Genomic DNA, 14150 nt, shown 5'->3' on the forward strand with positions numbered 1-14150 from the left:
GATCGACAGTTTTTGTTATCGGTAAACCTACTGTACAGCCTGAGCGATCAGGCCTGTATCGGCTTGGTCGCTTTTATTCCAGTTGAGCGTTACACCGTGCAGTTTGAGAGGGTTATCCGTTGGGTTTTCCGGGCGCTGAACGTTGTTGTTCGCGGGTTCAACGCTGAAAGGGCAGCACGGACTACCAATGTCGCCCGGGCCACCGATGTCCCAACATACACCGTTATGGCAGAACTGCTGTTGAGCCGAGTTTTCCGCATGTGCAGTGGAGTAAAAGGTAAATGCCAGCGGGACCAGGAGGGCTAAAGGCAATATGCGCATTTTCAATGTTCCTTGTTGTCGATTTCCGTAAGTGCAGCGCAAGACATTCTGGCGAAGTCAGTCATTAAAACAACGCTGGCACTTTGCATTAATCGAGTAGAAATGTTGCATGTTGCTGGCATTTGAAGTGGCTTCGTTTTTTTGTAACTTGCCTGTTCCAGCGGGCTTTCAACTCATTGCACGTGCGGCTCGTCGGGACAGCAACAACGTCAGGCCAAGTCCGCTCACCGACAACAGCGCCGCACTGAAGAAAATCCACGAATACCCCAGGTTCAAGGCGATTGCCCCCATCAACGGTCCGGCAATCGCCAGCGCCAGGTCGAAGAACACCGCATAGGCGCTCAACCCCGCGCCGCGACTGGAATTGGGCACCTGCTTGATCGCCTCCACACCCAGTGCCGGGTACACCAACGACAAGCCGAAGCCGGTCAGCCCTGCGCCGATCAATGCATAAGTGGTCGAGGGCGCAAGCCACAGCAGCACCAGGCCCAAGGTTTCGATGCTCATGCAGGCAATCGCCGAGGTGAATCCACCAAAGCGGCCGATGCTGGAAATGAACAACAGCCGCGCCAGAATGAAACAGACGCCGAACACCGTCAGGCAGTAGGCCGCGCCCGCCCAGCCGCGGCTGACGTAATACAAGGTGATAAATGTGGTCAGGGTGCCGTAGCCGATGGAGGCCAGGCTCAGGCTCGCGCCAAACGGCGCAATGCGCCCGAACACCGCCCGGAATGGCAGGCGCTCGCCGCGAATCACCGGCACCGAGGGTTTGTTGCGAATCAGCAGCAATGCAGCCAGCGCCAGCAGTGACAGGACAATCCCCAGGCTTTCAAAGCCGTACTCGGCGACCATCACCACCCCAAGCGGTGCGCCAAGGGCGATGGCGCCGTAGGACGCAATCCCGTTCCAGGAAATCGAGCGCGCGGTATGTTCGGCACCGACCTGACCCATGCACCAACTGATGGTGCCGACCCCAATCAGGCCTTGGGCGATCCCCAACAGCAGGCGGCCGGCGATCAGGATCAACAGACTCAACAACGGAAAGCTTTGCAGCAACGTCGACAACAGCGTCAGCACGCCGCTCAACACGATCCCCGACAAGCCGTACACAATCGCCCGCTTGGTGCCAATACTGTCCGACATGCGCCCGGCCATGGGGCGGCTGAGCAGAGTAGCCAGGTACTGGCAGCCGATGGTCAACCCCGCGACGATCGCGCTGAAACCCAGCTGTTCGTGGACATACCCCGGTATCACGGCAATCGGCAGGCCAATGCACAGGAAGGCAATGAAGGTATAGAAGACGATGGAAACGATCTGCAGGGTGATCGCCATGGAGCTTTGCGGGGGCAGTTGCTGCATAGACATGAGAGCTCGTTCGCGGGCGGCGGTAGGAGAACTGCATCATGGCTTGGGTCGGAAATAAAAGGAAGCAGGCTAACTATATTCATTGAGCTTGAGGGCCTCTTCGCGGGCAAGCCTCGCTCCTACAGGATCAAGGTCGTCCACAACAATTGCGCACGACGCAAATCCTGTAGGAGCGAGGCTTGCCCGCGAAGAGGGCCTCTGCACCGAAAAATATTCAGCCCTGAAATGCAAAAAGCCCCGTCACAAGGACAGGGCTTTTCAGTTTCAGCAGCTATTTAGAACACAACGCCCTGGCTACGCAGGTAATCGTCATAGGTGCCGCTGAAATCGATCACGCCGCTAGGGCTGAGTTCGATAATGCGGGTGGCCAGAGACGATACGAACTCACGGTCGTGGCTGACGAAGATCAGCGTGCCCGGGTAGTTCTCCAGCGCCAGGTTCAGCGCCTCGATCGATTCCATGTCCAAGTGGTTGGTCGGTTCGTCCATGATCAGCACGTTCGGCTTTTGCAGGATCAGCTTGCCGAACAGCATGCGACCTTGCTCGCCGCCGGAGATGACCTTGACCGACTTGAGGATCTCGTCGTTGGAGAACAGCATCCGGCCGAGGGTGCCGCGAACGATTTGCTCGCCGCCCTGGGTCCATTGGCCCATCCAGTCGAACAGGTTGCAGTCGTCTTCGAAGTCGTGCGCATGGTCCTGGGCGTAGTAGCCCAGTTCCGCGGCGTCGGTCCACTTCACTGTACCGGCATCCGGGGTCAGTTCGTTGACCAGGGTGCGCAGCAGGGTGGTTTTGCCGATACCGTTCGGGCCGATGATCGCCACGCGCTCGCCGGCTTCAACAACGAAGCTGAAGTCCTTGAACAGCGGCTTGCCGTCGAAGCCTTTGGCCATGCGCTCGACGATGACCGCCTGGCGGTGCAGCTTCTTGGTTTGTTCGAAACGGATGAACGGGCTCACACGGCTCGAAGGCTTGACCTCGGCCAGTTGGATCTTGTCGATCGCCTTGGCGCGGGAGGTCGCTTGCTTGGCTTTCGAGGCGTTGGCCGAGAAGCGGCTGACGAACGATTGCAGTTCCGAAATCTGTGCTTTCTTCTTGGCGTTGTCCGACAGCAGTTGCTCGCGGGACTGGGTCGCCACGGTCATGTACTCGTCGTAGTTGCCCGGGAACAGGCGCAGCTCGCCGTAATCCAGGTCAGCCATGTGGGTGCACACGCTGTTCAGGAAGTGACGGTCGTGGGAGATGATGATCATCAGGCTGGAGCGCTGGGTCAGGATGTTTTCCAGCCAGCGGATGGTGTTGATGTCCAGGTGGTTGGTCGGTTCGTCGAGCAACAGCACTTCCGGATCGGAGAACAGCGCCTGAGCCAGCAATACGCGCAGTTTCCAGCCTGGGGACACTTCGCTCATCGGGCCGAAATGCTGCTCGATGCCGATACCCAGGCCCAGCAACAGTTCACCGGCACGGGATTCGGCGGTGTAGCCGTCCATTTCGGCAAACTCGGTTTCAAGTTCCGCCACGGCCATGCCGTCTTCTTCGGTCATTTCCGGCAGCGAGTAGATGCGATCGCGCTCGGCCTTGACCTTCCACAGCTCTTCGTGACCCATGATCACGGTATCGATCACGGTGAATTCTTCGTAGGCGAACTGGTCCTGGCGCAATTTACCCAGGCGCACGTTCGGCTCGAGCATAACCTGGCCGCCCGACGGCTCGAGGTCGCCACCGAGGATTTTCATGAAGGTCGATTTGCCGCAACCGTTGGCGCCGATCAGGCCATAGCGGTTGCCCGCGCCGAATTTGACCGAAACGTTTTCAAATAGCGGCTTGGCGCCGAACTGCATCGTGATGTTAGCTGTAGAGATCAAAGGTTTTTCCTGCGAAGCTTTAAGAGTAGCAAGGGTTGCGGCAGTACCGATTCAGTACCCGTTTCCGATATCCGAACCACGGCAAATTCATCCCGGTCAGAAGCGGAAGGTCCATCTGGCAATAAGTGGACAGCAGCATAAGGAGCGCTTGGCCCGAGTCGAAGTGCGCTGAGGCGGGGTTCATTCCCGTCATCAACCAAGGGGGGCGCATAATGTTTGGCGGCGATTGTACTGGTCTGGCTCTTTAAGCGATAGGGCGTTGAGGCCGTACGGCCGCTTTGAGGCCATCAGCGGGCAGATTTTCACCCCTGAATGCTAACAGCTTGTTACAAGAGGAGGCTAAAATGCCATCTTTGCTCCTGAGGCCGACAGTCGGCCTGCGCTCAGGGGCGCGCCGCCGGCACCGCCGTTTCGATATCAGACGCTGCACAAGGCCCCTCGCCGCAACGCATCCAGGGGCCGCAGTTTGTTCACTTCTGACGTGTGACAATTTTCGTGAAACTCATCATTGCTGTTATTTATGTTGTATCGATCGCGTACGTTCATCTGCGCGGGCACGTGCGCCACAAATTGGGCCGCCAGCTGAGTGATCACTCGACGTTTCTGGCACCGGTCAATTGCTTCCTTTATCTGTTCTCGAAAATCCCCAACAGGCCTTATCTCGACACCGCCGATTTCCCTGACTTGAGTCCGTTGCAGACCCATTGGCAAGACATTCGCGCCGAAGGCCTGCACCTGCTCCGCGCCGGCGAGATCAAACGCTCCAACCAGTACGACGATGTCGGCTTCAACTCGTTCTTCAAGACAGGCTGGAAGCGCTTTTATTTGAAGTGGTACGGCGACAGCCACCCTTCGGCGATGAAACTCTGCCCGCGTACCACTGCACTGGTGCAGAGTATCGGCTCGATCAAGGCTGCGATGTTCGCCGAACTGCCGCCGGGCTCCAGGCTGGTCCGTCACCGCGATCCGTACGCCGGTTCCTATCGTTATCACCTGGGTCTGGACACGCCGAATGATGCCGGTTGCTACATCAACGTCGATGGCGAGCACTACCACTGGCGCGATGGTGAGGCGGTCATGTTCGACGAAACCTTCATTCATTACGCCGAAAACACCACCCAGCACAATCGCATCATTTTGTTCTGCGACATTGAGCGGCCAATGAAGTATCGCTGGGCGACAGCGTTCAATCGCTGGTTCAGCCGCACTGTGATGGCGGCGGCGGGCGCGCCGAACGCTGTGGGCGACAAAACCGGCGCCATCAACCGCCTGTTCGGCAGAATCTACAAGCTTCGCCTGCGGGGCAAGGCGCTCAAGAAGCGCAATCGCAAGCTTTACTACCTGGAGAAATGGGCGATCCTGGGTGGGTTGCTGGCATTGTTCGTGCTGATCTGAGTTCAGCGTTGTTGCATACGGCCTCATCGCGGGCAAGCCCGCGATGAGGCCGGAACATCCACGAAAAATCGTAAGTACCTGATAATCGATCAGCCACTCGAACGCTTTGAAGTTTTTTTGGCCGGCGCCGGCTTGTCGCTCGATTTAGCTTTCGCTGCAGGTTTGGCAGCCGCCTTGCCCCCCAAACTACGCTTGAGCAGTTCAGTCAAATCAATCACATCCGCCGTCTTGCGTTCCTCTTCACCCGTCGCCGTTTCCACGTCCTCGATCTTGCCTTCATGGGCCTTTTTCTCCACCAGCGCCATGATCTTGTCTTCGAAGCTGTCGCGATAGTCTTCAGGGCTCCACTCGGCGCTCATGTCCTCGACCAGCCGTTTGGCCATGTCCAGCTCGCCCTTGACCAACGTCGGGCTGGTGACTTCGCTGCCCAGTTCGAGCGTGTCCAGACTGCGCACTTCGGCCGGCCAGCGCAGCATCACCAGGACCATGGCCGACTCCAGCGGCATCAGTGCGGCCAGGTGCTGGCGCGTATGCAAAACCACATGGGCGAGGGCGACCTTGTTGGTTTTGCTGAGGGTTTCGCGCAACAGCGCGTAGACCTTGCCGCCGCGTTTATCGGGTGCAAGGTAGTAGGGGGTGTCGATGTTTTGCAGGGGAATCTGTTCACTGTCGACAAAGGAAAAGATGTCAATGGTTTGCGTGGACAGCGGGTGCGCCGACTTGATCTCCTCTTCACTGAGCACCACGTAGCGACCCTTTTCGTACTGCACACCTTTAACGATGTGCTCCTTGGTAACTTCCTTGCCGGTGACCTTGTTGACACGCTTGTAGCCCACCGGCTCCATGCTCCGGCTGTCGAGCCAGTCGAAATCCACCCCTTGGGACGAGGTCGCCGAGACCAGTGCGACGGGGATATGCACCAGCCCGAAACTGATTGCGCCTTTCCAGATTGCCCGTGCCATCGTCGTCTTCTCCCAAGTGATGATCAGGTGACCCGTGGCCCGGCGCAAAAGTTTCAGCCGCTTTGGGCCGCGTCTCCTGGGCGGATCAGCGGTACGGTCAAAGGGTGTTACATCTGCCGGGGAGGTTTTGATTAACAAATGCGAACCCCGGGCGTAGCGTGCTATCGAAGACTCTATCCACGCTGACGTCGAGAGGCTCCCAATGAACCGATTAATGCTGGGCATCACCGCGTTGGCATTGAGTGGCGTGCTGAGCCAGCCAGCCCAGGCAGACGCTTCATCATTACGGCTGGCACAGAGCCCGACAGGCCATTCAAGCAACCCCTACAACAGCCCGATTCGCCGGGCCAATCCCAACAGCATGCAGGGCACCCAACCCGGCGCTCCGACCATTCGCGGGCCAAACACCGTACCTGTGCCGCGACCACCGACCCTGGACAACGGCGGGATCGGCAACCGCTATCCCCAGAACCGAACGGTTCCGGCCAACCCACCGACATTCATACCCAATCCGCCTCATCGAGACGCAGGCACCAGCAACCGTTGAACGGCAAGACGCAGGTCTGCCAGCCATTCTGACGACAAAAGGAATCGTGCATGTTGCGTAAAACCCTCCTGGCCACACTCTGTGCCAGCACATTGATCACTGCGGCCGCACCTGTGTCCGCCGCCCCCGCCCAAGAATTAAAAAGTGAACAGGGCACCCTCGAAGTCACCCCGATCGTCGAAGGCCTCGATCACCCCTGGGCCTTGGCGTTTCTGCCCGATCGCCAGGGGATGCTGGTGACCGAACGCCCCGGCAACCTGCGAGTGGTCAGCGCTGACGGCAAACTGTCGGCCCCGCTCGACGGCGTGCCGAAGGTCTGGGCCAAGGGGCAGGGCGGCTTGCTCGATGTGGTGCTGTCGCCCGATTTCAAGCAAGACCGCACGGTCTATCTGTCTTACGCCGAAGGGGGCGGCAAGGGCGACAAGGCCGGGACGGCGGTCGGCCGCGGGCAATTGTCGCAAGACCTGAAGACAATCAACAACTTCAAGGTGATCTTCCGCCAGGAGCCCAAACTGTCGGTCGGCAACCACTTTGGGTCGCGCCTGGTGTTCGACCGCGACGGTTACCTGTTCATCACCCTGGGCGAGAACAACGACCGGCCGACGGCCCAGGACCTCGACAAGCTGCAGGGCAAGGTCGTGCGCATCTACCCCGACGGCAAGGTACCGGACGACAATCCCTTTGTCGGCCAGGCCGGCGTGCGTCCGGAAATCTGGTCCTATGGCCAGCGCAATTCACAAGGCGCGGCGCTCAACCCCTGGACAGGCGTCCTTTGGGAAAACGAACACGGCCCCCGGGGCGGCGACGAGATCAACATTATCGAGCGTGGCAAGAATTACGGTTGGCCCCTGGCAACCCACGGCATCAACTATTCCGGCCTGCCGATTCCGGAAGCCAAGGGCAAGACCGCCGAAGGCACCGTCGCGCCACACCATGTCTGGGAAAAATCCCCTGGCCTGAGCGGCATGGCGTTCTACGATGCCGATCGCTTCAAGGCCTGGCAACATAATGTGTTTATCGGCGCGCTGGTCAGTCGGGAGTTGATTCGCTTGCAGTTCGACGGCGACAGGGTGGTTCACGAAGAACGCTTGATGGGTGAACTGAACAAACGCATTCGTGATGTGCGGCAGGGGCCGGACGGGTATTTGTATGTGTTGACCGACGAGGATGACGGGGTGCTGTACAAGGTCGGCCTGAAGTGAAACATCCTCCTGCCGAAGATTCAGCCCGACGGTAGTGATATAGGTCAAAGAACCCGTGGTGTGGCCTTGCGTGTGTGTGGCGTCGGCAGATACTGAGTCAGCGTCGTTACAATTTTACCGCCGTGAATCTTGCAAATTGCAAGGCCGCAATAGGCCTTTGTTGCATTTTGCATGAAAAGGTCTGCTGTCACTACCTGCATGTCATTGAAATAACCGATGAGCTGCACGGCGAAATTCGCGGCATGTTTTATGCTGTAGCAGGCCTTGAGCTGACCGGCTTTTCTTTGAGTCAGCGGCTAAACCGCAAAACGGTCAGATGAAGACTTGATAGAGCCTGCAAGAAACATGAGCGGGGAATTTAGTACTGATCGACGTGGATGTTTGATTGGCATTCTCAAATTAAGGAGAGGGTCGTAATGTTTCTTTCTGCCTTGGAACTTCGAAACATCATCGAAAGCAGTTTTCTTCCGAAACGTTGTCAATGTACGCTGTCGCCAGACCTGTCGATGACCGTCAAAGTGTATTCCGATCGTACAACCGATCACCTCGATCTGATGGTGACCGGGATAAATGCCAAACAGCTCAACGGCTGCAGGGAAATCAACGACCTGATTGCCGAGTTGCGTGTAGACATGCAAAACAGGGCCGATGTCCAGACGCTGCATCCAGCCAGAAAAGCGCTTTAAACCTACGGTTTCAAGACTCGCGCCGGGCCTGGAGAAAGTCCAGGCCCGGCGCCAGTCCAACCATCAGCAAGCCATATGCCCGGACCGGCATGGCGATCGAGCCATAAGCCGATGTAGCCGGACTTCCTCGTTAGCTTTGCATGCTGCAAGCGTCGGACAGTTTTCGATAAGTGATTTGCGCAGGTTTGCCTGACGTGTCGATGTACTTCATTTCAGCGGTGATGACTTCGCAATACAGGGTCGAGGGCTCGGTCAGTGAGATGACCTTGGCCACGTGCAATGGCATCCCGTAGTAATACGCAGGGATTTGGGCTGGGGTCGAGGACGTATCGTCGGCCAGCGCAAGACCGGCAAAGGCGGTGCAGGCGAGGGCGGCTGTCGACAGCAAGGCGCGCGTGTTCATGAACGATCTCCAGTGCAGGCGAAGAGTCAGCTCGACTTAGGGTCGAACCTGCCGCACTGGGCGTCAGAGAGTTCTGAGGGCGTGCGGTCCAGTAAAGTTTTGGACCACAGCATTAAGAGATGGTTAACCCGGCTGAATGCCACCTGTCGGCAGTTTTCTTTCAGTCCATTGCCAACTGATGCCGATACGGCAAATCCGGCCCGGTCTTGCTGCACGTCAGCGCCGCCGCCTGCACCGCAAACCTTAGCATCCCGTCAATCTGCTCACGCCCCAATTGTTGCAGGCCTTCAATCGAATCCAGCCGCTGCTCGGTCAACCAGGCAATCAGCGCCGCCTGGAACGTATCGCCAGCGCCCACGGTATCGGCGATTTTCACCGAACACGCCGGCACCGACCACGAACCGTGATGCTTGCTGAACACGGTCGCGCCCTCACCGCCACGCGTCAGGAACACCAACTGACAGCGATGCGCCAGCCAGCCTTCGATCACCCGCCGGGGATCCTGCCCGGGATACAACAGGCTCAAGTCTTCATCGCTGACCTTGATCAGATCGGCATGCTGAACCAGCTCGGCAATTCGCCAGCGCCAGCGCTCGATATCCGGTTCAGGGTTCAGGCGCACGTTCGGATCAAGACTGATCAGGCGTTGACCGCTTTCCCGGCGTACCAACGCCAGCAACGTGTCGGCAATCGGCTGCACTACCAGGGAAAACGAGCCGATGTGCAGCCCACGCACTTCAGGTCCCAGCGCCGGTAGATGCTCCGGTTGCAGCTGCCGATCCGCACAACCCTCCCCACGGAAGCTGTAGTGGGGCGAGCCATTGGTGCCGACGGCCACCATCGCCAGGGTGGTGGGTGCCGCAAAATCCACCTGGTAATCCAGGCTTACCCCTTCATCCTGCAGCACCTGCTGCAAGCGCCGGCCGAGGTAGTCGGTCGATAACCCGGCCAATAGCGCCGACGCCACACCCAACCGACGTAATCCCACCGCCACGTTGAACGGCGAACCGCCGGCAATTGCCTTGAAATTCACGGTCGACGCCGGGCCGCTGGCCTCGTCTTCGCTGAACACATCGAACAGCGCTTCACCACACACCAAATACATAGTTGTTCGCTCTTTAAAGGATGGTGACATGTTGTTGATAGCGTTCGTAGGCCAGCTCACAGGCCGCCACATTGTCTGCAATCGGCAGGGTTTCGCTGGCCGGATCGAGCTTCACGCAGCGCTCGCACAAGTCCGCCAGGCTGTGTTCATCGCCGTTTGCCCAAGACATGCACCACGCCGCCTGAATCGCAGCGCCCAGCGCCGCGGCTTCGCTGTGCCCGGTGCAGATCACGGGCGTGTTCATGATGTCCGCGACCATCTGCCGCCACACCGGGCTTTTCGAGCCGCCGCCGATCAGGCGGATGCTGCGGCTTTGCAGGCCGTTGCGGCGCAACAGGTCCAGCCCATAACGCAAACCGAAGGTCGTACCCTCCACCACGGCGCGACACAGGTTGGCCTGGGTAAGGTTGGTCATGGTCAGCCCCAGCAGGCTGCCCGTGGCATGGGGCAGGGCAGGCACCCGTTCACCGTTGAGAAACGGCAGCATGCACACGCCTTCGGCACCGATCGGCGCCTGCGCGACGAGTTCGTTGAAGCGCAGGATATCCAGTTCGAACAACTCGCGGATCACCCCGGTGGCATTGGTCAGGTTCATGGTGCAGATGAGCGGCAGCCAGCCACCGCTGGATGAACAGAAGGTCGCGACCGAGGCGTCCGGACTGACATTTGGCTGGTCGGCATAGGCGTACACCGTTCCCGAGGAGCCGAGGCTCATGGTGATAGCGCCGGGCTTGATGTTGCCGGTGCCGATGGCGCCCATCATGTTATCGCCACCGCCGCTGGACACCCATGCCCGCGGGTTGAGGCCCAGGTGCTCGGCGATGTCCGGCAGAAGGGTGCCAACGGCCTGGTGAGCGTCGATCAGTTCCGGCAACGCGGCTTGCAGGCGGCCGCTGGAATCGATGTCGCGCAGCAGTTGCAAGTCCCACTGGCGGGTGCGCACGTTGAAATAGCCGGTGCCCGAAGCATCGCCATACTCGCTGCAACTGCGGCCGGTGAGCCAGAAATTGAGGTAGTCGTGGGGCAGCAGGATGCGAGCGATGCGGGAAAAAATTTGCGGGTGCTGTTCTTTGGTCCAGAGCAGCTTTGAAACGGTGTAGCCCGGCGCAATGACCACGCCGAGCCGTTCCAGCGAGCCTTTTTCGCCGCCCAGGTGGGTCAGCAGGCGGTCGTTCTGCGCAGTGGATTCGGTGTCGCACCAGAGTTTGGCCGCACGCAATACCTGGCCTTGATCATCGAGCAGGACCAGGCCGTGTTGCTGGCCCGAGACGCCGATGCCGAGGATGTCCTGGCCGTCGACGCCGGCCGCGATCAGCGCCTGGCGAGTTGCGCAAGTGAATGCTTCCCGCCATTGCGCCGGGTCCTGCTCGCGCCGGCCATTGGCGCCGCTGATCAGGCTGTGCGCAGCGGCGCCCTGGCCGAGGACCTCACCGCTGTGCGCATCAAGGATGAGGGCCTTGGTGCCTTGGGTGCCGCAGTCGATGCCGAGGAAGAGTTGTTGGTTTGCCATTGAGGATCCTTGGTGTGTCAGGTCGATCTCAGTGAACCTATTCGCCGGCTTGCCGGCGAAGACGGAAGCGGATTCACCACCGCATTCAAGCCAGCACCCGCTCCAGGGTCCGCGTCACCCCAACCTCGCGCAAGCTGTTGCAGCACCACTCGAACGCCGCCACAAACTCCGGCGAATGAGGTATCGCGGTACCAAAAATCTCCTCGACCGCCAACAACCGCTGGGTGATCAGCGCATCATCGGCCACCAATGCCTGACAAAACGCCGCACGCGGATCCGGAATCGAGTACGTATCGCTCTGCTCATCCACCCCCTTCAAATACAACGCCCAGGCCGCCACCACCAACGCCGCACGCTTTGTCTCCCGGCCATCGACAATCAAGCGATTGATGGTCGGTACGGTGAATTTTGGAAACTTCGACGAACCGTCGGAGCACACACGCTCCAGCTGATCGGCAATCGCCTGGTTGGAGAACCGTGCGACCAGGGTGTTCTTGTATTCGGTCAGGTCGATTCCCGGCACGGGCGACAGCTGTGGCGTCACGTCCAGATCCATGTACGCGCGCATGTACCGGACAAACAGCGGGTCGTTCATGGTTTCGTGGACGAAGCGGTACCCCTTCAGGAACCCCAGGTACGTCAGGGCCAGGTGGCTGCCGTTGAGCAGTTTGATCTTCATGTCTTCGTAAGGCGTGACGTCGTCGGTAAACTGCACGCCGACCTGTTCCCAGGCCGGGCGCCCGTTGACGAACTTGTCTTCCAGCACCCATTGCGCAAACGGCTCACAGACCACCGGCCAGGCATCATCGACGGCGTGCTTGTCGGCCAGTTGCAGGCGATGTTCCGTGCTGGTCATCGGCGTGATGCGGTCGACCATGGCGTTGGGAAAACTGACGTTGCTGTCGATCCAGTCGCGCAACTCGGCATCGCGCAGGGCAGCAAAAGCCAGGAGTGCCTTGCGGGTAACCGCGCCGTTGTGGGGCAGGTTATCGCAGGACATCAAGGTGAATGCAGGCGTGCCGGCGGCGCGGCGCTTGAGCAGGGCGGCGCAGAGAAAGCCGAACACGGTTGTCGGTGCGTCCGGATGGGCCAGGTCATGTTGGATCTGCGGCAAATGGGCCATGAATTCGCCGTTGCTGTCATCAATGCAGTAGCCGCCTTCGGTGATGGTCAGGGAGACAATGCGAATCTCGGGGCTCGCCAGTTTGTCGATCAGCGCCTGGGCGCCGTCTTCGGCCAGCAGCATGTCGCGGATCGCGCCGATCACCCGGACTTCGGTGTCGTCGGTGTCGCCCAGTTCAACCAAGGTGAACAGGTAATCCTGCTCCCTCAGATCATCCCGGGCGCGACGGTCTTCGGCGCGCAGGCCGACGCCGCAAATGGCCCAGTCCAGGTCCTTGCCGGTATTCATCAAGGCGTCGGTGTAATACGCCTGATGCGCGCGGTGGAAACCGCCGACGCCGATGTGCGCGATGCCCTGGCGGGTGTCGCTCAAGGTGTAGGCGGGCAGGACCACCTCGGGGGCGAGGTGATGCAGGTTCGGTTTATTCAGTTTCATCACAGGCTCTCTGAATTCAGGCGGCAACGCGCAACGGACGGGTCAGCGCCACGCCGTCGGTATCGAATAAATGGCAGTGTTCGGCATCCAGGTGCAGGCTCAGGGTTTCGCCATAGCGGCTGGCCAGGTCACCGCGCACACGCATGGTCAAGGCTTCGCCGGACGCCGTCACCACGTGGCAGAAGGTATCGCTGCCCAGGCGCTCGCTGACGTCGGCGGTGACCTGCAAGCTGCAGTCGCCGGTTTGTGCCAGCTCCAAGTGTTCCGGGCGGATGCCCAGGGTGACCGCGCCGCCGACGCTCAGGTTGACGCCGCTCAATGGCAGGTTGATGCGGGTGCCGGCATCCAGCAGCACGTCGCAGCTCTGGCGCTCGACGCGGGTGACCTTGCCTTTGAGGAAACCCATCTTCGGTGTGCCAAGGAAGCCGGCGACGAACAGGTTGGCCGGCTGGTGATAAAGCTCCAGCGGCGAGCCGACCTGTTCGACCTTGCCGCCGTTGAGCACCACCACCTTGTCGGCCAGGGTCATGGCTTCGACCTGGTCGTGGGTCACGTAGATCATGGTCGCTTGCAGTTCCTTGTGCAGCCGCGACAGTTCCAGGCGCATCTGCACCCGCAGGGCGGCGTCGAGGTTGGACAGCGGTTCGTCGAACAGGAAGATTTTCGGGTTGCGCACGATCGCCCGGCCGATGGCCACGCGCTGGCGCTGGCCGCCGGAGAGCTGCTTGGGCTTGCGCTCCAGCATCGGTCCGAGTTCGAGGATGCGCGCCGCGTCGTTGACCTTTTTCTCGACTTCGGCTTTGGGCACGCCGGCCAGGTCGAGGGCAAACGACATGTTCTTGCGCACGCTCATGTGCGGATACAGGGCGTAGGTCTGGAACACCATGGCCAGGTCGCGCTTGGCCGGGCTGACTTCGGTGATGTCGCGGCCATCGAGTTCGATGGTGCCGCCGCTGACTTCTTCCAGGCCGGCGATCAGCCGCAGCAGGGTGGACTTGCCGCAACCCGAGGGGCCGACGAAGACCACGAATTCCTTGTCGCGCACTTCCAGGTCGATGCCCTTGATGATGGAAAAGCCTTCGAAGCCTTTTTGCAGGTTTTTGATTTTCAGGTTGGCCATGGTGGTGGGCCTCCGTTTGTTGTTATTCAATATGGGCCGGGCCGGGCTTTTCCTGTAGGAGCGAGCTTGCTCGCGAAAAACCCCCAGGCGCCGCGTTCTTCCAGGCAACAC

The 14150-nt window shown here is 59.8% G+C and carries 13 protein-coding genes; 4 read left to right on the forward strand and 9 right to left on the reverse strand.

The window, feature by feature from the left end; all coding sequences use genetic code 11:
- Positions 1-27 precede the first annotated feature (27 nt).
- From F8N96_RS10945 to F8N96_RS10955, 3 genes are all read right to left on the reverse strand, one after another.
- Positions 28-321 (reverse strand): hypothetical protein, encoded by a 294-nt coding sequence (locus F8N96_RS10945; RefSeq protein WP_150797812.1) that lies wholly within the window; start codon positions 319-321, stop codon positions 28-30.
- 168 nt (positions 322-489) lie between these two features.
- Complete coding sequence (locus F8N96_RS10950) at positions 490-1686, reverse strand: MFS transporter (RefSeq protein ID WP_150797813.1); 1197 nt, start codon at positions 1684-1686, stop codon at positions 490-492.
- A 275-nt stretch (positions 1687-1961) separates the two neighbouring features.
- On the reverse strand, positions 1962-3551 hold the full coding sequence (locus tag F8N96_RS10955; RefSeq protein WP_109630940.1) for an ABC-F family ATPase: 1590 nt from the start codon (positions 3549-3551) through the stop codon (positions 1962-1964).
- Positions 3552-4046: 495 nt separating this feature from the next.
- Here F8N96_RS10955 and lpxO point away from each other — a divergent pair, with 495 nt between their 5' ends.
- Positions 4047-4946 carry a lipid A hydroxylase LpxO gene (gene lpxO / locus F8N96_RS10960; RefSeq protein WP_150797814.1) on the forward strand — a complete coding sequence of 300 codons (900 nt, stop codon included), beginning with the start codon at positions 4047-4049 and terminating at the stop codon, positions 4944-4946.
- Between the two features lie 89 nt (positions 4947-5035).
- Here lpxO and F8N96_RS10965 read toward each other — a convergent pair whose 3' ends face one another.
- Entirely contained in the window at positions 5036-5908 is an 873-nt protein-coding gene (locus F8N96_RS10965) for a Ku protein (protein ID WP_150797815.1), read from the reverse strand.
- A 202-nt stretch (positions 5909-6110) separates the two neighbouring features.
- Here F8N96_RS10965 and F8N96_RS10970 point away from each other — a divergent pair, with 202 nt between their 5' ends.
- From F8N96_RS10970 to F8N96_RS10980, 3 genes are all read left to right on the forward strand, one after another.
- Positions 6111-6455 carry a hypothetical protein gene (locus F8N96_RS10970; RefSeq protein WP_150797816.1) on the forward strand — a complete coding sequence of 115 codons (345 nt, stop codon included), beginning with the start codon at positions 6111-6113 and terminating at the stop codon, positions 6453-6455.
- Positions 6456-6505: 50 nt separating this feature from the next.
- On the forward strand, positions 6506-7657 hold the full coding sequence (locus tag F8N96_RS10975) for a PQQ-dependent sugar dehydrogenase (RefSeq protein ID WP_150797817.1): 1152 nt from the start codon (positions 6506-6508) through the stop codon (positions 7655-7657).
- A gap of 416 nt (positions 7658-8073) precedes the next feature.
- Entirely contained in the window at positions 8074-8343 is a 270-nt protein-coding gene (locus F8N96_RS10980; protein WP_150797818.1) for a DUF1652 domain-containing protein, read from the forward strand.
- A 130-nt stretch (positions 8344-8473) separates the two neighbouring features.
- Here F8N96_RS10980 and F8N96_RS10985 read toward each other — a convergent pair whose 3' ends face one another.
- The 5 genes from F8N96_RS10985 to F8N96_RS11005 form a co-directional block, all read right to left on the reverse strand.
- The gene (locus tag F8N96_RS10985; protein WP_150797819.1) at positions 8474-8746 is read right to left on the reverse strand and encodes a DUF2790 domain-containing protein; all 273 of its coding nucleotides are present in this window, start codon (positions 8744-8746) and stop codon (positions 8474-8476) included.
- 160 nt (positions 8747-8906) lie between these two features.
- Positions 8907-9851, reverse strand: a complete 945-nt coding sequence (locus F8N96_RS10990; RefSeq protein WP_150797820.1) for a carbohydrate kinase family protein — start codon at positions 9849-9851, stop codon at positions 8907-8909.
- Between the two features lie 13 nt (positions 9852-9864).
- On the reverse strand, positions 9865-11361 hold the full coding sequence (gene xylB, locus F8N96_RS10995; RefSeq protein ID WP_150797821.1) for a xylulokinase: 1497 nt from the start codon (positions 11359-11361) through the stop codon (positions 9865-9867).
- A gap of 85 nt (positions 11362-11446) precedes the next feature.
- Positions 11447-12919: a mannitol dehydrogenase family protein gene (locus F8N96_RS11000; protein WP_150797822.1), complete on the reverse strand. Its 1473-nt coding sequence runs from the start codon at positions 12917-12919 to the stop codon at positions 11447-11449.
- A gap of 16 nt (positions 12920-12935) precedes the next feature.
- Positions 12936-14039, reverse strand: a complete 1104-nt coding sequence (locus tag F8N96_RS11005; protein WP_150797823.1) for an ABC transporter ATP-binding protein — start codon at positions 14037-14039, stop codon at positions 12936-12938.
- Positions 14040-14150 lie beyond the last annotated feature (111 nt).

The sequence above is a fragment of the Pseudomonas fluorescens genome (genome assembly GCF_902497855.1).
GTDB lineage: Bacteria > Pseudomonadota > Gammaproteobacteria > Pseudomonadales > Pseudomonadaceae > Aquipseudomonas > Aquipseudomonas fluorescens_BI.